The following is a 17,999-nucleotide window of genomic DNA, read 5'->3' as shown; positions in this document are numbered from 1 at the left end:
AGCTGACTCAGCTCGTAAGTGAGGTGAGTAGGGTTCGTGCCCAGCCCCCCGCTTTCTCGATTTCGCCGTCGCGCAGCGGCCCTTCGCTTCCCACCACGAAGAAGGGCATGGGTTCGGCGATGATGTCCGCCCCGCCTGCCTTCAGGGCATGCGTTATCTTCCTGGCGGCATCGCCGTGGATGAACATCCGGACGCGGGTGTCGAACGCCGCGGCTTTCACCCCCCTGAGGGAACCGTCCCCCAAGGCCGAGAGCAGCGCGGTGATTTTCGGCGTCGGGCGCCATCCATTGATGGGGCTGCCGACCACGAGGAGGTCCCCGGCCGCGAGCGCGTCGGGTTTGAAGTCGCCGACCGGGACCGAACGCGCCTGAAGTCCGTCAAGCGAACCGGCGATCGCCTCGGCTACCGATCTGGTGTTGCCGTAGGCCGAATCGTAAACGACCAGGGCTTTCATGCCGTGATCACGACCTTGAGCGCCTTCGTTTCCGCGGCCCGGGCGAACGTGTCGTAGGCCTCCAGGAACTGGTCGAACCTGAAGTGATGCGTGGCGAACTTCTCCGCCGGCACCTTCTTCTGCGCTACGAGTTTGAGCAGCATCGGGGTGGTGTTGGTATTCACCAGTCCCATGCTGATGTTGATGTTCTGGATCCAGAGGTCTTCCACATGCAGTTCCACGGACTTGCCGTGCACGCCGGCGTTGGCCACATTGCCGCCCGGCCGGACGATATCGATGCACATATCGAAAGTGGTCGGGATGCCGACGGCCTCTATTGCCACGTCCACGCCCTGCCCGTCGGTCAGTGCGAGCACCTGCTCCTTCCAGCCGGGCTCGCCGGAAAGGACGACGTCGGTGGCGCCGAACTCGCGGGACTTTTCCAGCCGGTTCGCGTCAAGGTCGATAGCGATGATGGTTGCGGCACCGTAAAGCCCGGCGGTGGCGATCGCGGCGAGGCCCACCGGCCCGGCCCCCACGACGGCGACCGTGTCGCCGGGCTTCACACGGCCGTACTGCACCCCGATCTCGAAGCCGGTGGGAAGAATGTCGGAGAGCATCACGGCCTGTTCGTCGGTGACGCCCTCCGGGAGCAGGTGGAGGGAGTTTTCGGCGTAGGGGACGCGGACGTACTCCGCCTGGGTGCCGTCAATCAGGTGGCCGAAGATCCAGCCGGTGCCGGAGGCCCCTTCCTCGCCCATGCAGTGCGAGTACAGCCCGGTCTTGCAGTTGGCGCAGTGGCCGCAGGACTTGATGCAGGAGATGATGACGCGGTCCCCCACTTTGAGGCTGGCGACCGAGGAGCCGACTTCCGTGATGGTCCCGACGCCTTCGTGGCCCAGGATCCGGCCCGTGGCCACGGCGGGAACATCCCCCTTGAGAATATGGAGGTCTGTTCCGCAGATCGTGGTTGTGTCCACTTTGACGATCACGTCGCTGGGATTCTGGATCTTTGGATCGGGAACGTCCGTCCAGGTCTTTTCACCGGGACCGCCGTAGACGAGAGCTTTCATGCGTTCTCCTTGGTTCTGAGGATGTTCGGCGGATTTACGATGCGCAGCCGGCACGGGGTGACGGTGCTGTCGATGCCGGATGACACGACTGAGCGACTGGCATGGTCGTGAAGGTCTTCAATGGCCTCGGCCGTCACCCGGGCGTGGGCGAGGTCCACCACGATTTCGTACCCGGGGAGTTTTGCCGCCACGCGGCGGCAGACAACGTGGAGGGCCCTGATATTTGCGGGCGTAACGACGCCGCGCACATAGATCCGCGCCGACTCCTCACTTGCGTCAATCCGGATGAGTACCCTCATACGCGGATCCCCGTGTGAGGGGTGCGCGTAGTAGGCGCTGGACCTGTTTCCGTGCTGCCTGTGCGTCATGCGGCGTCAGAGCTCCCGCGGAGCCCGTGGGCGGACTCAAGAATGTAAGAATCGCTGTTAACAGTCATAGCGGCGGCAGTCTCCTGCCCTGTCCCGCAGATACGGGCAGTGCAGAATCCCTTTTCCTTCCCCAAGGTTCGAGCGAGACCGTACAACTGACAAGCAAGCGGTTCATCCCCAATAGCCGTGCAGGAACCGCCCCAAATCCATTTTTGTTGATATGAGTTCCCGGGGCAAGGGGCGAAAGTCCCTTGCCCCGGGAATAGCCGGAACCCGGCAGCTGCGGCGGTCCGGATTGGCGCAGCGCGTTCCGGCCCATAGCGTGTTCCCTATGCCTGAGACTCCTGCCGCTGCCGTGAACCGCCCCCTCGTGCTCGCCTCGGCGCGGGTCCCCGGCGGCACGTCGCTGTACGACGCGCATCTGGCCAACGGGGTGGTTTCGCGGATCACTCCCGCCGGGATGTCCGGTCTGCCAGGTTCCCAGGTGGTCAACCTGGACGGCTGCCACGTCATCCCGGGGCTGTGGGATGAGCATGTCCACATGACGCAGTGGGCCCTCGCCGCCAACCGGATTGATCTTTCCGGTGCCGCCTCGGCGCGTGCGGCAGCCGACGTCGTGCGTTCCTCCCTGTCCGGCCCCGGCCTTGCGGGTGAAGGAGGCGGCCTGACGGTGGTGGGTGTCGGTTTCCGGGACGCCGTCTGGGCGGATGTTCCCAGCCTGGAGCTGCTCGACAGCGCCACCCGCGGCCTGCCGACGGCGCTGCTCAGCCATGACCTGCACTGCGTCTGGCTCAACAGCGCGGCGGCGTCCCGCTACGGCGTGGGAGTGGACTCCTCCGGACTGCTGCGCGAGGATCCGGCCTTTGAACTGACCCGTGAGCTGGGCAAACTGCCGGACGCTGTGGTGGATGCCTGGGTGCGGGAGTCCGCGCAGGCGGCGGCTGCACGCGGGATCGTGGGGATTGTCGATTTCGAAATGACCTGGAACCGCGATGTATGGCTGCGCCGCGTCGCTGGCGGCTTCGATTCCTTCCAGGTCGATACCGGCGTCTACCCGCAGGACCTTGAGCGGGCCATCGCGGAGGGGATGCGGACCGGGCAGGTGCTCGACGGCGGAGCGGGGCTGCTGCGGGTCGGCCCGCTCAAGGTGCTGATTGACGGCTCGCTGAACACCCGCACGGCGTACTGCGTGGACCCGTACCCGCACGGCGGCCGCGGGCTGCTGACCGTGAGCGAGGCGGACCTGCTGGAGTTGCTGGTCCTGGCCCGGGATTCCGGCTTTGTTCCGGCGGTGCACGCGATCGGCGACGGCGCGAATGAGGTGGCCCTGAATGCTTTTGCGGCGGCCGGGATCGCCGGGCGGATTGAGCATGCCCAGTTTGTCCGGGGCCAGGACTTCGCGCGTTTTGGCGAGCTGGGGCTGACGGCGAGCGTACAGCCCGCCCACGCCCTGGATGACCGGGATGCTGCCGATTCCAACTGGGCCGGGCGCACGGACCGGGCGTTTCCGCTGCGGTCACTGCTGGCCACCGGGTCCACCCTGGCGCTGGGCTCCGATGCGCCGGTGGCGCCGCTGGAGCCGTGGACTGCCATGTCGGCGGCCACCACCCGGGCGCGGCATGACGGGCGGGACCCCTGGCATCCGGAGCAGGCGCTCACCCGGCAGGAGGCCCTGGCCGCGTCAACGCGCGGACGGGGCAGGATCCGGGTGGGGGATCCGGCGGATCTCGTGGTGCTCGACGGCGATCCGCTGGCGGTAGCAGACGCCGTCTTCGCGGCGATGCCGGTGGCCGCGACGCTCGTGGCCGGGCGGTTCACTTTCCGGGGCGGCCTCTGACCGGCTGAATCAGCTGGCCTTGACCCGCGACTGGACCAGGTTGGCGAACGGCAGGCGGCCGTACCCCTCCACGAACGCGGCGTGGTACCCGGCTTCGGCCGCGGTGAGCTGCTCAACGGGAAGCTCCTTCCATGCGACGATCAGCGAGCCGGCCGCGGCGAGCTGCCAGATGAGCCGGCCGTCCCAGTGGCCAGGCGGCTTGCCGTTGCCGAAGTCGACGAATTCCTGAATCTGCCGGCGCAGCCCACGGTTGCCCTTGCTCCCGGGGCCGGCCTTGCCCACATAGAGGACGTCGGCCCCGTCGACCCATTCGGCGGCGAGCGCTCCTGCCTTCAGGGAGGGGTCCTTTTTCTTGAAGATGCCTGCCGTGCTCCTGGCCAGGAACTGCGGGTGGAACCCCTCGGGCTGCAGCACCGCGAAGATCCCGGGTTTCTGCGGGATCCGGTTGATGTCAAGGTCGCCGAGCGGCCGGAACCCGGTAAACCCGTCCTGCTTCAGCGACTGTCTGTTGATGGGCATGGGTTCCTTGGGTCGGGGGTTTCCTCAAAGCTTACGGATACCCAGCTCGCGCGGCCGGCTACCGCCCAAACCATGACTCGGCCAGGGTCACGCCAGCCTCCATGGTGTAGTTGCCGGCCTCATACCCGAGCGCCAGGCGGTAGCTGCCACCCGGGGTGTGCCACTGCCCGCGGTCTGTGTCGTAGGACGCGAGCAGCCGGGGATCAACGTCCAGCCCGATTGTCCGTGATTCGCCGGGTTCGAGGTCCACGCGCTCGAAGCCGAGCAGCCGCATCCGGGCGCCCGCGGGATCCTCAATGAGGTAGAGCTGGGGCACGTCGGACCCGTGGCGCGGCCCCGCATTGGTGATCGTGAACTCGGCCCGCACCCCGTCCCGGTCCTGCACGCTCAGGCCCGCGTAGCCGAACCGGGTGTAGCTGAGCCCGTGGCCGAAGGCAAAGAGGGGCTCCTGCGCAGTCTTCGCGAACCAGCGGTAGCCGACGTCGGATCCCTCGTAGTAGTTGATCGTCGTCGGGGTCCCCCACGGTGTGCCGAGGCCCGGCAGCTCCGGCCGCGGTGTCTGCTCCAGGCCGGTCGGGAAGGTCAGCGGGAGTTTCCCGGAAGGATTGGTGACGCCGGCGAGGATTTCGGCGATCGCCTGGCCGCCGCACTGCCCGGGGTACCAGGCCGCGAGGACAGCCCGGACCTTCGGCAGCCACGGCATCACCACGGGGTTGCCGGTCTCGAGGACGACGACGGTGTTCGGGTTGGCGTCCGCGGCCGCCTCGATCACGGCGTCCTGGCCCCAGGGCAGGGACAGGTCCGCGTTGTCGTAGCCCTCGCCCTCCACACGGATGCCGAACACGATTGCGACGTCACAACGGCGTGCCAGCAGCGCCGCCTCGGCCGGGCTCATCCCGGGGTCGTATTCGATCTCCGCGCCGGGCAGCAGCTTCTGCAGTTCCGCCAGCGGCGAGGAGGGCAGCAGGTACAGGTTCCGCATGCTGCCCATGATGCCCGGGCCGCCGACTGTGTGGATCTCGGCGTAGCCGCCGGGCGGGGTGACGGCGCTTGAGCCGCAGCCGGTGGGAACGCCGAGATGGGCATGTCCGCCGATGACGGCGATCGTGAGGGGCGCGCCCGCAGGAGACGGCGGCTTCAGCGGGAGCACGCCGTCGTTCTTCAGCAGGACTATCCCTTGCCGCGCCGTCTCCAGCGCGATGTCGGCATGGGCAGCCAGGTCGACGTCGGATGTTCCCTCCCAGCGGTCGATGCCGACGTCAAAGATGGCGTAGAGGATGCGCTGCACCATCCCGGCCAGGCGTTCCCTGGGGAGGTCACCCGCCTCGTAGGCGGCGCGCAGCGGAGCGGTGAAGGTCTCCTGCCCCCACATCATCACGTCAATCTGCACGCCGGATTCCTGGTCCTGGCCCCGCAGCGCGAAGTCCCAGCCCGGCGTCGCGCCCCAGTCGGACATTACCCAGCCGGGGAAGCCCCAGGCGCCTTTCAAAACGCCCTGCAGCAGCGCCTCGTTGCCGCCCGCGTAGGTCCCGTTGATCTTGTTGTAGCCGGTCATGACCGAGCCGGGCCGGGCGCGTTCGATGGCGATTTCGAACGCGAGCAAATCGGATTCCCGGTGTGCGGCCGGGTCGATGACGGCGTCCAGCCAGTGCCGGTTGGTTTCGTTGCAGTTCAGGGAAAAGTGCTTGACAGTGGAGATGACCTGCTCGCCCTGGATGCCCCGGACCGACTCCGCGCCGAGGACTCCGGTGAGCCAGGGGTCCTCGGAGAGGTACTCGAAGTTCCGGCCGTTGCGCGGGTCACGGTGCAGGTTGAGGCCGCCCGCGAGCAGGACATTGAGCCCTTTGCTCCGGGCTTCCCTGCCCACCAGCTGCCCGGATCGGCGGGCGAGTTCGGGGTTGAAGCTGGCTCCCAGGGCGATCGACGCCGGGAGCGCGGTGGCAGTGTCCCCCTCCCGGTAGCCCGGATTGGTGACGCCCAGGCTCGCGTCGCTCATCAGCAGGGCGGGGACGCCATGCCGCGGGATCCCGGGTGTGTAGCCGGCGCTCATCGGGACGCCGTCCGGGATGCGCGGATCCTTGTCCGTGAGCACGTCATTGGTACCCATGACGCTGATCAGGAGTGAGAAGCGCTCCTCATCCGTCAGTTGCGCCTCGACTTCACGGGCGCGGTTCATCGCTTCTGAATTCACGCTTCTGCCTGCTTTCGGGGTCGTCCCGGCGGGCGTTGGGCGCCACGGCGGAGTGGAAACCTGGGATCGGTTCCCTCATGCCCGTGGCGGTTCAGAGGGGCCAGAGGTTTGGGTGGATTCTGGTGCCGGTTCGCGGAGAAGGCCGGAGGCGGTCACACCCCTGCCGGGCGCGTCTGAACCAGATCGGCGGATCGGTTTGGCCGCAAAGCGGAACCCTGCGCGTTGCGCTTAAACGCAGGGCCTGCAGGTACCTTCGCGATCTCGCTATGAGAAGGCTTGGACATTTTCATGTCCAGAACGACCCGGCTTAATCAAGTGGTTACCTGCAGGCGCTTTAAGCGTACGCCTGCCCATTCCCCGTGACTAAGGGGTCCGTTGCCTCTTCCATCGTCCGAAAAAACGCCACCTCGCCCAAAAGCGTAGAGTGGAACCAGACGCCTGATTCTGGACGCCGAGCGCTGAGGGAGAAATCGTGACGATTGACTGGGACGAAAAGAAGACCCTGCTACAGGAACCGAACATCGCCGCCGTAACGCAGCTGTGCGACGAACTGATGGAAAAGAAGCCGGGGTCGGTCGTCCCCTACATCGATCCCGTCCATGACGAGGACGAATGCCGGATCGTCAGCCTCCATATCGCCCCGGGCAAGGGCACCGAATCGGGCTTCGTTTCCCACTTCAACGATGACGAGGCCGCCCGCCGCGCCACCTCCATCTACGAGGCCGTCGAACTCGACCCCCGCTACGTGATGCCGTGGAACGCCTACCCCTGGGTCCGGGATCCCGAACTCCCCTCCGCCCTGAACGTCCAGGAGAAGACGGACGGGCTGCGGCCGTTCCGGCAGTTCCTCAAGATCAACAAGCGCGTCTCCGCCGTCATCGCCCACGGCGCCGACGCCCACGCCTTCCTGACACTCTTCGAGAAGACCTACCACTCCTCCCTGAAGAACCGCGGGGTCAAGATCTACAAGGCCACCGCCCTGGGTGGCCGCGCATTCGCCGTCTCGGCCGCCAAGCAGGAGGAACTTCTGGCCAAGAACGTCGAGGTCTACAAGGACGCCATGCAGCGGGCAGGCATCCAGCACCTCTGAGCCGACGGCGCGGGACACGCCCGGCCGCCGGCGCTGCCGGTCGGGCCCGCGTAGGGTCCAACGGCACTGCCCAGACCGGGCGGTGCTTGGTGAGCTTGAGTGGCGCCTCCCCCGCACCGGAAAGAAGAAACCCATGTCCCCGAGTCCCGGCTCAAAACTTGCCATTGTCGGTGCCGGCAGCGTCGGCACGTCCCTCGCCTACGCCGCCCTGATCCGCGGCACGGCCAGCAGCGTCTCCCTCTTCGACGTCAATGCCACCAAAGCTGAAGCGGAGGTGCTGGACCTGGCCCACGGCACCCAGTTCGCCGCCGCTGCGACAACCGTCTCCGGCGGCGGGGACATTGCCGCAACCGAGGGGGCCGACGTCGTTGTCATCACCGCCGGGGCAAAACAGGCTCCGGGCCAGTCGCGGCTGGACCTGGCCGGCACCAACGTCCGCATCCTCGAACAGCTCATGCCGCAACTGCTCACGCACGCCCCGGACGCCGTCTACGTCCTGGTCACCAACCCCTGCGATGTGCTGACCGTCGCGGCGCAGAAGTTCTCCGGCCTGCCCTCCTCGCGCATCTTCTCCTCCGGCACCGTCCTGGACACGTCCCGGCTGCGCTGGCTGCTGGCGCGCAAGGCCGGCGTCTCCCTGACCAGCGTGCACGCCAGCATGGTGGGTGAGCACGGCGACACCGAGTTCCCCATCTGGTCCGGAGCCACGATCGGCCCGGTCCCGATCCGCAACTGGACGGTCGGCGGCGAACACGTCTTCACGTCCGACTACCTCGCCGAAACCGCTCACGAAGTGACGCATGCGGCCTACAAGGTGATCGCCGGGAAGGGCGCCACGAACTACGCGATAGGACTGTCCGGCGCGCGCATCGTGGAGGCGCTGCTGCGCGGGGAAAACGCTGTTCTGCCGGTGTCCACCGTGCTGGACGGCCAGTACGGGATCACCGGCGTGGCACTGTCCCTGCCCAGCATCGTGGGACACGGTGGGGTCCGCGCAGTTCTGGAGACCCCCATGGACGACGCCGAACTCGCCTCGCTGCACCACTCGGCGGAGACGCTCCAGCGAAGTCTCGCGACGCTGGGGATTTAGGCGGTCGGTGGCGACTGTGCCGCGGCGAAGTTGGGCACAACCGTCACCGATCCGACATGCGGCAGGGCACGGCGGACCCCGCGCTCCAGATTGGCCGTCACCGAGGCGAGCTCTACCAGGTGTGCGTCCGTCGCGATCGGCACCGTGATCTCGGCGTGCAACTGGTGGCCGGACCAGCGCAGCCGGGCCGTGCCGCCGGACCGGGAGTGTTCCGCGGCGACGGCCTCAACCCGTTGGGTCAGCCCAGGGTCGACGCCGTCCATCAGCCGCCGTCCGACGTCGCGCACGGTGCCCCACAGGAGGACAACAATGGCGGCGGAAATCAGCAGGCCAACGATCGGGTCCGCCAGCGGGAAGCCGAGCCAGACGCCGATGACGCCAACGACGACCGCCAGCGAGGTGAAGCCGTCCGTCCGGGCATGGATGCCGTCTGCCACCAGGGCAGCGGACCCGATCTGCCGGCCGACGCGGATCCGGTAGATCGCCACGAGTTCGTTGCCGGCGAAGCCCACCAGTCCGGCGGCGAGCACCCAGCCGAGGTTGTACAGGGGCTGGGGTTCGAAGAAGCGGCGGATCGATTCGACGGCGGCCACCACCGCGGAGAGGGCGATCATCGCCACGATGAACAGTCCGGCGAGGTCCTCGGCCCGGCCGAAACCGTAGGTGTACGTCCGCGTGGGCTTGCGGCGGCCCAGCAGGAACGCGATCCACAGCGGGACGGCAGTCAGTGCATCGGAGAAGTTGTGCACCGTGTCTGCGAGCAGTGCCACGGAACCACTGACCAGCACGATCACGAGCTGGAAGAGCGCGGTGGCGCCGAGGCCGAGCAGGGAGACCTTGACCGCGCGGATGCCCTGCGCACTGGATTTGAGCGCCTCGTCGATGGAGTCCGCAGCGTCGTGCGAGTGCGGGACGAAGACCGACTGGAGCCAGCCCTTCAGGCCGGTGGCGTGCGTATGGGTCTGGCCAGGCGCGTCGTGGTCGTGGTTGTGCGCGTCGTGGTCATGCCCGTTCGGGCCGTGGTTGTGGTTGTGGGATTGCTCCTGGCCTTCGCCGTGGCGGTGTTCGTCCACGGCGTCCGACGGGCGGTTCATGCGCCGTGCCGCGGGGCGGTGCCGAGCGTATGTTCGGCCTGGTGGATGGCATCCATCACCAGTTGGGGGGCGTGGGCGTTCTGCAGCCGATGGAAGACTTGGGTGCCTTCCGGCCGTGTGGCGACCATGCCGCCCAGCCGCATTTTGGCCAGGTGCTGCGAGACTGCTGAGGCCGGTTTCCCCATGCACTCCGCCAGGGCGTTGACCGGCAGCTCACCCTCTCCCAAAGCGAGGATCAGCCGGACGCGCGTGGCGTCGGCCAGCATGGAGAATACTTCGACGGCCAGCTCCAAGTGGGCGCTGTCGACCTCAACCTGCATATCTGCATCCATACGCAGATACTTTCATTGTTGTCCCCGCCAGCCAATTTTTTCTGCGCCAACGCCGCCGGAACGCAATGCCGGGGGCAGGCGTTGAAGACAGGTAGCCTGAGTGCTTCGTGAAACTGCGCAAAGCCCTGACTGAGAAGGAGGATGACGATGCCCGCCACTGCCGCGGCCAGTCCCGTCGCCTTCCTCCGCCGTGCCGCGCTGCTGACCGGCCTGCTCGCCGTGATTGCCGGCTTCCTGGGCATGCACATGCTCTCCGGCTCCCACGACATGCACGGCATACACGGCCAGGTGTCCCCTGTTGACAGCATCACAAGGTCGCTGGGGCATACCGCCGGCCCGGCGCCCACCGGAGATACCGCCAGCCATCCTGCCGGGCACTCCGGCCACGGCGCTGCCGGATCCTTCGCGCAGGCTCACGACGGCCCGGCTGCGGCCACGACCGCACCTGCCGCGCCCCCCGGTGCGGCGACCGTCCGCGGAACCCAGGCCCCGCCGTCGTGCGTTTGCCAGGGCGGATGCGCCGGGAAGCCGTCTGCTCACATCGACTGCACGCCGTCCCCGGCGGGAGCATCTTCGAACGCCCCGCAGCCTGGGACCTCACTGCTGGGGGCCCAGGCCTGGACCGCATTAGCGCGGGCGGACCTCCTGTCCAGCTATGCCTACCTGCCCGGGACGCCCACACCCCGGGACCTGTCCATTAGCCGCACGTAGGAATGGGCATGCGCTGCGCAGACGCCGGCGCCACCACCTGCCCACAGCGCGCTGCCGCCGATCCCGGCGGCCTCCCGCGCGATTCCAGACAACCGGCGGCGACGGCCGCCGGTTCCACGAAGGACACAACCTCCCATGACGAAGACCCTCACGATTACCGCCACTGCCTTCGCCGCCGTTATGGCACTGGCCGGCTGCGCCACCCCCGGCAGTTCCGGCGGCAGCAGCAGCATGCCCGGCATGGACCAGAGCACCATGGGCTCGGGTGCCGCATCCGCGGCCGCGGACCGCAACGGCTCGGACACGATGTTCGTCCAGGGGATGATCCCGCACCACGCCCAGGCCGTGGAGATGAGCGACCTCATTCTGAAGAAGCAGGGCATCGATGCCAGGATCACCGCGCTGGCGTCGAAGATCAAGGCCGCCCAGGCGCCCGAGATCGAGAAGATGACCGGCTGGCTCAAGGACTGGAACGAACCCACCCAGGCGCCAGGCGGCCACTCCATGACCGGCATGATGAGCGGGGATGACCTCACAAAGCTCGACGCCGCCCAGGGCACCGACGCCGCGAAGCTGTTTCTCGGCCAGATGATCGCGCACCACGAGGGCGCCATCGAGATGGCGAACGCCGAGGTGCGGAGCGGCAAGAATGCCGAAGCCATCCAGCTCGGCAGGGACATCGCGGCCTCCCAGACGGACGAGATCCAGGAGATGACGGAGCTTCTCTCGGCCCTGTAGAGCGCCGTGGACCGCGAGGTGAGACTTCGCGCCGATGCCTGGAAGCAACATCGGCGCGAAGTCTCAACTCGCGGAGGTTCCCCCGTTCGCGGGGCGCCGTAACGCAACGTCCCCGCAACACCTCCCGGACGCGGTTCGCATATGCTCAACGGACAGCTTCACGCTGGCCCAGCGACGAACCACCCGGGAGAAACCTCATGACCAACTGGCGAATCAGGGATTTCCATTCCGCCGACCTCGACGGCATCCTGCACCTCTGGGAGTCCCTCAAGGCCGCCGACGTCGAGCCGGTCTACGCACTCTCCGAAGTGCTGGCCTCCTGCGAAAAGGACCACGCCGTCGTCGCAGTGCAGGGCGATCAGGTCGTGGGCGCCGCCATCGGCCGTGCCGCCCACGACCAGGGCTGGATCGTCTTCCTGGCCACCCTCCCCGAGTACCGGGGCCGCGGGATCGGCACCTCGCTGCTGGCCGCCGTCGAGAACCGGATGGCGCCGCACGGGCTGAACAAGCTCTCCGCTCTCATGCCGGAGTCCGAGACCCGGGTGGAGGCCTTCCTGGGCCGCGGCTTCGTGCTGAAGAAAAACCTGCGCTACTTCGAGCGGAAGATCCCGGTGCAACGCCAGGAACTCGAACCGCTCAGCCAGCTCGGCGGCCGGATCCTGGCCCGCGACCTCTGGGAAAACGTCGCCGGCATGCGGAACGAGAAGGAGCTCCTGGAACGCCGCCTGGTCCTGCCGCTGGCCGAAGCCGACCTCGCCGACGAGTACGGTGTGGTGCCGCCGCGCGCCGTCGTCCTCTTTGGCCCTCCCGGCACCGGCAAAACCACCTTCGCGAAGGCGATTGCCTCCCGGCTCGAGTGGCCGTTCGTGGAGGTCTTCCCCTCCCGGCTGGCCGCCGATCCCAAGGGCCTTTCGGGTGCGCTGCGCGAGACCTTCCTGGAGATCGCCGAGCTGGAACACGCCGTCGTTTTCATCGATGAGGTGGAGGAGATCGCTTCCCATCGCTCCGGCGAACCGCCGTCTCCGCTGCAGGGCGTCACCAACGAACTCCTCAAGATCATCCCGGCCTTCCGCGAACAGCCCGGCCGGCTGCTGGTCTGCGCCACCAACTTCATCCGCGCCCTGGACACAGCGTTCCTGCGCCACGGCCGCTTCGATTACGTCATTCCCATCGGCCTGCCGGACCGCCAGGCCCGCGAGGCCATGTGGCAGCGGTTCATTCCCTCGACCGTGGTGGACGACGTGGACGTGGAGCTGCTGGTGGACCGCACCGAAGGGTTCTCCCCCGCGGACATCGAGTACGCGGCCCGGAGCGCCTCCCAGCGCGCGCTGGAGAAGGCGGTGTACGACGACGGCGGGCTGGCGTCCAGCGGCAGCGCCGCCCTCCGCGACGCGGTCCGGAAAGGTCCCGCGACTCAGGACTACCTCGACGCGATCGCGGACACCCGGACCACTGTCAGCGACGAGGTCCACCAGCAGTTCCTCGAGGACATCGACGCCCTGGGCCGGGTCTAACGCCCAAGACAACGCGGGGTCACCTATCGCCCATGCCGGACCCCGGGATGGGCCCGGTGTGACCCCGCGTTGCCGTCAGAGGACGACGGCGGTCCCGGTTCGGGCACAGACTGGCCGCGGCGGGCGCGGGTTCAGTCCCGGTGCGGCTCGGACTCGGGGGACGCGGCCGGGGTTTCGACGTGTCCGGCCGCGGACTCCGCTCCGGACGGTTCGCCCTCCGTGGCGTCCTCGTAGGAAAGGTTCTCGTAGTCGGTGTTGTCCGCCTCGTCGAGCAGATCGTCGAGTTCCGCCAGCAGCCACGGATTGATCCGGGCCAGGATCTTCCGGGTTTCCTCCACCGGCACGGCTGCGTAGAGCACCGGGCGGGCCTCGTTGTAGCGGGTGACCGGCGGCTTGTCCGGCCATTTCTCCGCCAGCGCCCTGACGCGCTCCGGCAGGGAATTGTGCGCGTTGTCCGCGATCTTCACGAGGGTGGCATCGTGGTCCTCGGCGATGTAGCGGATGCCGGCCTGATAGTCGTCCGGGTTCTCATGCAGCCGCTTGGTGACGCGCTCAATGATGTCCGCGGCTCGCTCGGTGACGCCCATGTCCAGCAGCGCCTGCCTCGTCATCGGGGTGTCCTCGGCGATGTCGTGCAGGTAGCCGGCAATCCTGATGTCGTCATCGAAGTCCGCCAGGGCATCCCCGACGGCGATCACATGCTCGCGGTAGGGCCGCTTGAGTTTATCCTTCTGCCGGCTATGGGCGACTTCGGCGAGGATCTTCGCTGTCTCGACGGTAAAACTCGGCTGCGCGCTGCGCGCTTCCCTGAACTCTGGTTCTGACATGCTTCCAGCCTACGCGTCCGGCCCGGCCATCCCGGGCCAGGTCCACGGCTCCCGCGGCAGCACGGCGGGGTCGAACACGGCGAGCGTCTGCTCCAAGGGACCCGCCGGGAGGCCGAGCGACGCCAACAGCGCGTCCCGCACCACCTCCACAGGCACGCCGGCGGCCGAGAGGTCCGTGAGCGTGACAGCACCGTCGCGTTTGGCCAGCCGGGCGCCGTCGGTGTTCAGCACCAGCGGAACATGGGCATATTCCGGGACAGGCATATTTTGCAGCGATGCAAGGTAGGCCTGCCGGGGTGTAGAGGGCAGCAAATCGTCGCCGCGGACCACCTGGTCGATGCCCTGGTCGGCGTCGTCCACCACGACGGCGAGGTTGTAGGCCGTCACGCCGTCGTTGCGGCGCAGCACAAAGTCATCCACCACGCCGGTGTAGCTGCCGTGCAGCACGTCCTGCACTGTCCCAGCAGTCACGGCGGACCGGAGCCGGACCGCCGCGGGGCGGACGGCGCGTTTGGCCGCGCGTTCCGGCTCCGACAGGTTCCGGCAGGTGCCCGGGTAGGCTCCCTGCGGAGCGTGCGGCGCGGACGGTGCCTCCTGGATTTCACGGCGGGTGCAGAAGCACTCATAGGTCAGCCCGGCTTCCGTCAGCCCGGCGATCGCCTCGATGTAGCGGGGCTCGCGGTCGGTCTGGCGGACGATGCCGCCGTCCCACGTGATGCCGATCGCGGCCAGGTCCCGGAGCTGCTCCGCTTCGGCACCGGCCCGGACCCTGTCCAGGTCCTCAACCCGCATCAGGAACCGCCTGCCGGTGGACCGGGCGAAGAGCCAGGCGAGCATGGCCGTGCGGAGGTTGCCGACGTGGAGTTCGCCGGAGGGGCTGGGGGCGAAACGGCCGGCAGATGTCATGGCCCCAGCCTATGCGCAGCCACGCCCGGCGCCCTCAAACAGCAACGCGGGGTCACTCCCGGCCCAAAACGGGCCCGAGCATGGGCCCGAGGTGACCCCGCGTTGCCTGTGCGGAGCCAACACAAGAGCCCCTCAGCTACCGATGACTTCGGGAAAACCGACGTCGGTGGCTCAGGGGCTCTTGCCGTGCCGGGCCCGGGGCGTTGCTCCGGGCCATGGCACTGCGAATGTGGAGATTGGTGCGGAAAGACGATGGTGTGAACAAGGGTCAATCAGCGGGCGGGTTCCTTGCGGGAAGCCTCATCCAAGGTCCGGGTGGTGTGCCGGGGTACTTGTAGCCTGTGGGATCCGGCGGTGGCCTTCGTCCCTTTGTTGTCACTATTTCAACAGAAGTCCTACAGTTGGTGCAACGGGCCAGCCATAAACTGGTCACTCTGATCAACTCCAGGTCCGCCAACGTGCAGGAAGTGGTCACTTTGCAGGAACTCGACGCGACAGACCGGCGGATCCTCCTCGCCCTCGACCAGGACCCCCGGCTGCCCATCATGGTGCTGGCCCAGAAACTGGGGCTGGCCCGCGGCACCGTGCAGTCGCGCCTGGAGCGGATGACGGCCTCGGGCGCGCTCCGGCCGAACAGCAGCCGGGTGCTGCCCTCCGCGCTGGGCCGCGGCGTGGCGGCGTCGGTGAGCGCGGAGTTGGACCAGAGCCATCTGAACGAGGCCATTGAAGCGCTCCGGAGCATTCCGGAAGTCCTCGAGTGCCACGCCCCGGCCGGCGAGACGGACCTGCTGATCCGGGTGGTGGCGAAAAGCCCGGACGACCTGTACCGCGTCTCGGAGGAGATCCGGCTCTGCCCCGGGATCGTGCGCACCTCCACCAGCATGTTCCTGCGCGAGGTCATCCCCTACCGGACGACGGGACTGCTCAGTTCCTGAAACTACAGCCTCGGGCGGCGGGGAGTCCTCCCCATCGCTGCCGCCCCGGAATGCGGTTAGGCTGACCGGTGCAATCAATCGGGGGTAACTGTGGCGGGGAACTTCTATGAGGCTGACGCGGCACAGTTGCGCCGGCCGGGCAAGGAGCTGCAGGGCGCCGCGCAACAGCTCGACCGGCTCCGGCGGCGCGGGCGGCAGCTCAGCGGCACCATCGGAACAAGCTCCTGGAAGGGGCACGACGGCGACCGCTTCCGCAGCGCCTCGAACGCAGCGCACCTGTTGGCGCTGAAGGCGGCTTCCTCCGGGATTGGAACGGCAGCCAGGGCATTGCTGCTGGTACCGAAGCAAATTCGAACACCGCTGGGAACCCTGTGAAAGCCAGACTGCTGATGCTGGTCATGTCGTCGCTGCTTCTGAGCAGTTGCGGACCGGTATCCCCTCCTGATTCAAACGATAAGGAACCGGTCGCGACTAACGGCAACTCCCAATTCACCCCCGCCGGCATTGCCGGGATCAAAAACGCCCACAAGGCCGTTTTCGACTTCACCGCCCGCCCGCTGAAGATGTCCGAGCTGGGCTTGGGCCGGGACTCCGACGGCGCACTCGTTGCGGCCGAATCGGATCAGCCCATCGCGGTCTCCATGACAACGCCGAACGGCGTGATCGAAATGGAAACCGACACCATCCTGCCAGATGGCCCGTCCGACGTCCCCCGGCTCGTCCTCCGAGCCGGGCCCAGGGAGCACAGTGACGTCCTCCGAATACTCCACCCTCGATGCCGCAGGTGTTCAGCAGATTGAAAGCAGCCGCCAGGCGCGCCTGGATATGACGGGCGGAGAGCTCCTCAAGTCAGCGGTACGCCTTACGGACGGCAGCCGCAGCCCGGAAATCAGCACCCGCGGCGCGGGCAAGGTCGCGAGAGCCGCGCCGCGGAAGGATGGATAACCTCCATCAGCGCCCGGCCGGAGGATCAGAGCAGCTTCGCACTCGGCCCGGGACCCGCCACCGGCCTGAATGCCAGCTAGCGGTCTAGACGGGCGGACCCGTGTTGGATTTCAGGTTCTTCATCACCAGCGTCGAGGTCAGCCGTTCGACGCCAGGCAGAGACGTCAGCTCGCTGTCGTAGAAGCGCTGGTAGGCGGGCAGGTCCTCGGCGATGACCTTCAGCAGGTAGTCGGGGGAACCGAACAGCCGCTGCGCCTCCACGATATTCGGGTTATCCACCACGCGGTTCTCGAAAATCTCCATCGTGGCCCGGTCCACCTGGCGCAGCGTGACGAAGACGATCGCCTCGAACCCGAGCCCGACGGCGGACGGGTCGATGTCCGCCCGGTAGCCGCGGATGACGCCGGATGCCTCCAGGTCGCGGAGCCGCCGGTGGCAGGGTGCCACGGTCAATCCCACCTTGGCGGCGAGCGCCGTCGCCGTCATGCGCCCGTCCTCTTTGAGGTAGCGCAAAATACTTCTGTCCAAGTGGTCAATCACGCAATAATCTTACCCTCTGACGGCATTTATCCGCGAAAAGAGGGAACACTTCCGGCGGTTAATTTTCTAGACTTTTCCTGTAACCAGATCCCAGGAGACCGCCATGAACCCCCAGCTGTTCCTCGCCTTTTTGGTGGTCGCCGGCGCCCTTGCCTGCACGCCGGGCGTGGACTGGGCGTATTCCATTACCGCCGGCCTGAAGCAGCGCAGCTTCGTGCCCGCCGTTGCGGGACTCTGCGGGGGCTACGTGCTGCACACTGTGCTTCTGGTGGCGGGGCTGGCCGCCCTGCTCACCGGGGTCCCCGGCATGCTGGGATGGCTGACGGTGGCCGGCGCGGCCTACCTCCTCTGGCTCGGACTGACGACCATCCGGACCTGGCGCGGGGCGAGTTTCGACAGCGCAGGGGTGCGGGCACCGGCGAACCAGTTCCGGACCTTCCTGCAGGGCATGGGAACCAGCGGCATCAACCCCAAGGGCCTGCTGTTCTATGTGGCCCTGGTGCCGCAGTTTGTCAGCCCCGAGGCGTCCCTGCCGGTTCCGGTGCAGTCCGGCCTCCTCGGCCTGACGTTTGTTCTCCTGGTCGCCGTGGTCTACAGCTGCGTTGCCTTGCTGGCACGCAGACTGCTGCACTCCCGGCCGGGAGCGGCGCGGAAAGTGACCCTCGCCAGCGGCATCATTATGGTGGTGCTGGGCGCCGTCCTGCTGTCCGAGCAGCTGGTGCCGCTCCTGGGCCAGGCCCTGTCCCGCGGCTGACCCCCAACCGGCCACGGGGCGCGGCATGTACCACTCGGTGAACGCTGCGGCACAACCGGTCCACGGCTGGGGATCATCCGGGCGGGTGGAGTGGACGGTGCT

20 protein-coding genes are annotated in these 17,999 nt (G+C 67.5%); 10 read left to right on the top strand and 10 right to left on the bottom strand.

All coding sequences use genetic code 11. The features are described from left to right. Nucleotides 1-7: 7 nt before the first annotated feature. From ACZYX4_RS02900 to ACZYX4_RS02890, 3 genes are read right to left on the bottom strand one after another with little or no spacing between them, the layout of a single operon-like run. A complete protein-coding gene (locus tag ACZYX4_RS02900) occupies nt 8-454 on the bottom strand; it encodes a flavodoxin family protein (RefSeq protein WP_463873539.1) in 447 nt (148 codons plus the stop codon). After that, a complete protein-coding gene (locus ACZYX4_RS02895; RefSeq protein WP_463873538.1) occupies nt 451-1,506 on the bottom strand; it encodes a zinc-dependent alcohol dehydrogenase family protein in 1,056 nt (351 codons plus the stop codon). The genes ACZYX4_RS02900 and ACZYX4_RS02895 overlap by 4 nt, the downstream gene beginning before the upstream one ends. Next, nucleotides 1,503-1,805: a hypothetical protein gene (locus tag ACZYX4_RS02890; RefSeq protein ID WP_463873536.1), complete on the bottom strand. Its 303-nt coding sequence runs from the start codon at nt 1,803-1,805 to the stop codon at nt 1,503-1,505. Before ACZYX4_RS02890 ends, ACZYX4_RS02895 begins: the two co-directional genes overlap by 4 nt. Nucleotides 1,806-2,205: 400 nt before the next feature. On the opposite strand from ACZYX4_RS02890, the gene ACZYX4_RS02885 reads away from it, so the two are divergent. After that, the gene (locus ACZYX4_RS02885; protein WP_463873534.1) at nt 2,206-3,711 is read left to right on the top strand and encodes an amidohydrolase; all 1,506 of its coding nucleotides are present in this window, start codon (nt 2,206-2,208) and stop codon (nt 3,709-3,711) included. 9 nt (nt 3,712-3,720) lie between these two features. Here the strand turns inward: ACZYX4_RS02885 and ACZYX4_RS02880 are convergent, their stop codons facing one another. Further along, on the bottom strand, nt 3,721-4,230 hold the full coding sequence (locus ACZYX4_RS02880) for a hypothetical protein (protein WP_463873532.1): 510 nt from the start codon (nt 4,228-4,230) through the stop codon (nt 3,721-3,723). Between the two features lie 58 nt (nt 4,231-4,288). Continuing rightward, nucleotides 4,289-6,421, bottom strand: a complete 2,133-nt coding sequence (locus tag ACZYX4_RS02875; protein ID WP_463873530.1) for a glycoside hydrolase family 3 C-terminal domain-containing protein — start codon at nt 6,419-6,421, stop codon at nt 4,289-4,291. Between the two features lie 472 nt (nt 6,422-6,893). Here ACZYX4_RS02875 and ACZYX4_RS02870 point away from each other — a divergent pair, with 472 nt between their 5' ends. Continuing rightward, entirely contained in the window at nt 6,894-7,511 is a 618-nt protein-coding gene (locus ACZYX4_RS02870; protein ID WP_463873529.1) for a uracil-DNA glycosylase family protein, read from the top strand. A gap of 133 nt (nt 7,512-7,644) precedes the next feature. Further along, nucleotides 7,645-8,601 carry an L-lactate dehydrogenase gene (locus ACZYX4_RS02865; RefSeq protein ID WP_463873527.1) on the top strand — a complete coding sequence of 319 codons (957 nt, stop codon included), beginning with the start codon at nt 7,645-7,647 and terminating at the stop codon, nt 8,599-8,601. Here the strand turns inward: ACZYX4_RS02865 and ACZYX4_RS02860 are convergent. Continuing rightward, a complete protein-coding gene (locus ACZYX4_RS02860; RefSeq protein ID WP_463873525.1) occupies nt 8,598-9,695 on the bottom strand; it encodes a cation diffusion facilitator family transporter in 1,098 nt (365 codons plus the stop codon). The two genes, ACZYX4_RS02865 and ACZYX4_RS02860, sit on opposite strands and share 4 nt — an antisense overlap. Next, nucleotides 9,692-10,027, bottom strand: a complete 336-nt coding sequence (locus ACZYX4_RS02855; RefSeq protein WP_463873524.1) for an ArsR/SmtB family transcription factor — start codon at nt 10,025-10,027, stop codon at nt 9,692-9,694. The genes ACZYX4_RS02860 and ACZYX4_RS02855 overlap by 4 nt, the downstream gene beginning before the upstream one ends. A 147-nt stretch (nt 10,028-10,174) precedes the next feature. On the opposite strand from ACZYX4_RS02855, the gene ACZYX4_RS02850 reads away from it, so the two are divergent. From ACZYX4_RS02850 to ACZYX4_RS02840, 3 genes are all read left to right on the top strand, one after another. After that, on the top strand, nt 10,175-10,738 hold the full coding sequence (locus ACZYX4_RS02850; protein ID WP_463873522.1) for a hypothetical protein: 564 nt from the start codon (nt 10,175-10,177) through the stop codon (nt 10,736-10,738). A 135-nt stretch (nt 10,739-10,873) separates the two neighbouring features. Then, nucleotides 10,874-11,476, top strand: coding sequence for a DUF305 domain-containing protein (locus ACZYX4_RS02845; protein WP_463873520.1), 603 nt, complete (start codon nt 10,874-10,876; stop codon nt 11,474-11,476). A 197-nt stretch (nt 11,477-11,673) separates the two neighbouring features. After that, nucleotides 11,674-12,990, top strand: a complete 1,317-nt coding sequence (locus tag ACZYX4_RS02840) for an ATP-binding protein (protein WP_463873518.1) — start codon at nt 11,674-11,676, stop codon at nt 12,988-12,990. Between the two features lie 131 nt (nt 12,991-13,121). On the opposite strand, the gene ACZYX4_RS02835 is transcribed toward ACZYX4_RS02840, so the two are convergent. Beyond that, nucleotides 13,122-13,817 (bottom strand): HD domain-containing protein, encoded by a 696-nt coding sequence (locus ACZYX4_RS02835; RefSeq protein WP_463873517.1) that lies wholly within the window; start codon nt 13,815-13,817, stop codon nt 13,122-13,124. A gap of 9 nt (nt 13,818-13,826) precedes the next feature. Continuing rightward, nucleotides 13,827-14,723, bottom strand: coding sequence for a tRNA glutamyl-Q(34) synthetase GluQRS (gene gluQRS, locus ACZYX4_RS02830; RefSeq protein WP_463873516.1), 897 nt, complete (start codon nt 14,721-14,723; stop codon nt 13,827-13,829). A 476-nt stretch (nt 14,724-15,199) separates the two neighbouring features. On the opposite strand from gluQRS, the gene ACZYX4_RS02825 reads away from it, so the two are divergent. The 3 genes from ACZYX4_RS02825 (at nt 15,200) to ACZYX4_RS02815 (ending at nt 16,603) form a co-directional block, all read left to right on the top strand. After that, nucleotides 15,200-15,658, top strand: coding sequence for an Lrp/AsnC family transcriptional regulator (locus ACZYX4_RS02825; protein WP_463873586.1), 459 nt, complete (start codon nt 15,200-15,202; stop codon nt 15,656-15,658). A gap of 90 nt (nt 15,659-15,748) precedes the next feature. Beyond that, nucleotides 15,749-16,033 (top strand): hypothetical protein, encoded by a 285-nt coding sequence (locus ACZYX4_RS02820; protein ID WP_463873515.1) that lies wholly within the window; start codon nt 15,749-15,751, stop codon nt 16,031-16,033. A gap of 372 nt (nt 16,034-16,405) precedes the next feature. Then, entirely contained in the window at nt 16,406-16,603 is a 198-nt protein-coding gene (locus ACZYX4_RS02815) for a hypothetical protein (protein ID WP_463873511.1), read from the top strand. A gap of 84 nt (nt 16,604-16,687) precedes the next feature. On the opposite strand, the gene ACZYX4_RS02810 is transcribed toward ACZYX4_RS02815, so the two are convergent. Then, nucleotides 16,688-17,143, bottom strand: coding sequence for an Lrp/AsnC family transcriptional regulator (locus ACZYX4_RS02810; RefSeq protein WP_463873510.1), 456 nt, complete (start codon nt 17,141-17,143; stop codon nt 16,688-16,690). Nucleotides 17,144-17,246: 103 nt separating this feature from the next. Here ACZYX4_RS02810 and ACZYX4_RS02805 point away from each other — a divergent pair, with 103 nt between their 5' ends. Further along, entirely contained in the window at nt 17,247-17,897 is a 651-nt protein-coding gene (locus ACZYX4_RS02805) for a LysE family translocator (RefSeq protein WP_463873509.1), read from the top strand. The last annotated feature ends 102 nt before the right edge of the window (nt 17,898-17,999 follow it).

The sequence above is a fragment of the Pseudarthrobacter leeuwenhoeki genome, assembly GCF_055412885.1.
Note: the sequence above shows the minus strand (reverse complement) of the source record. Positions and strands in the feature narration are given on the sequence as shown.

Coding starts and splice junctions, on each gene's coding strand:
- ACZYX4_RS02855 (WP_463873524.1), bottom strand. CDS start 10,027: ATGGATGCAGATATGCAGGTTGAGGTCGACAGCGCCCACTTGGAGCTG.
- ACZYX4_RS02850 (WP_463873522.1), top strand. CDS start 10,175: ATGCCCGCCACTGCCGCGGCCAGTCCCGTCGCCTTCCTCCGCCGTGCC.
- gluQRS (WP_463873516.1), bottom strand. CDS start 14,723: ATGACATCTGCCGGCCGTTTCGCCCCCAGCCCCTCCGGCGAACTCCAC.
- ACZYX4_RS02845 (WP_463873520.1), top strand. CDS start 10,874: ATGACGAAGACCCTCACGATTACCGCCACTGCCTTCGCCGCCGTTATG.
- ACZYX4_RS02840 (WP_463873518.1), top strand. CDS start 11,674: ATGACCAACTGGCGAATCAGGGATTTCCATTCCGCCGACCTCGACGGC.
- ACZYX4_RS02885 (WP_463873534.1), top strand. CDS start 2,206: ATGCCTGAGACTCCTGCCGCTGCCGTGAACCGCCCCCTCGTGCTCGCC.
- ACZYX4_RS02880 (WP_463873532.1), bottom strand. CDS start 4,230: ATGCCCATCAACAGACAGTCGCTGAAGCAGGACGGGTTTACCGGGTTC.
- ACZYX4_RS02865 (WP_463873527.1), top strand. CDS start 7,645: ATGTCCCCGAGTCCCGGCTCAAAACTTGCCATTGTCGGTGCCGGCAGC.
- ACZYX4_RS02805 (WP_463873509.1), top strand. CDS start 17,247: ATGAACCCCCAGCTGTTCCTCGCCTTTTTGGTGGTCGCCGGCGCCCTT.
- ACZYX4_RS02860 (WP_463873525.1), bottom strand. CDS start 9,695: ATGAACCGCCCGTCGGACGCCGTGGACGAACACCGCCACGGCGAAGGC.
- ACZYX4_RS02835 (WP_463873517.1), bottom strand. CDS start 13,817: ATGTCAGAACCAGAGTTCAGGGAAGCGCGCAGCGCGCAGCCGAGTTTT.
- ACZYX4_RS02890 (WP_463873536.1), bottom strand. CDS start 1,805: ATGAGGGTACTCATCCGGATTGACGCAAGTGAGGAGTCGGCGCGGATC.
- ACZYX4_RS02895 (WP_463873538.1), bottom strand. CDS start 1,506: ATGAAAGCTCTCGTCTACGGCGGTCCCGGTGAAAAGACCTGGACGGAC.
- ACZYX4_RS02900 (WP_463873539.1), bottom strand. CDS start 454: ATGAAAGCCCTGGTCGTTTACGATTCGGCCTACGGCAACACCAGATCG.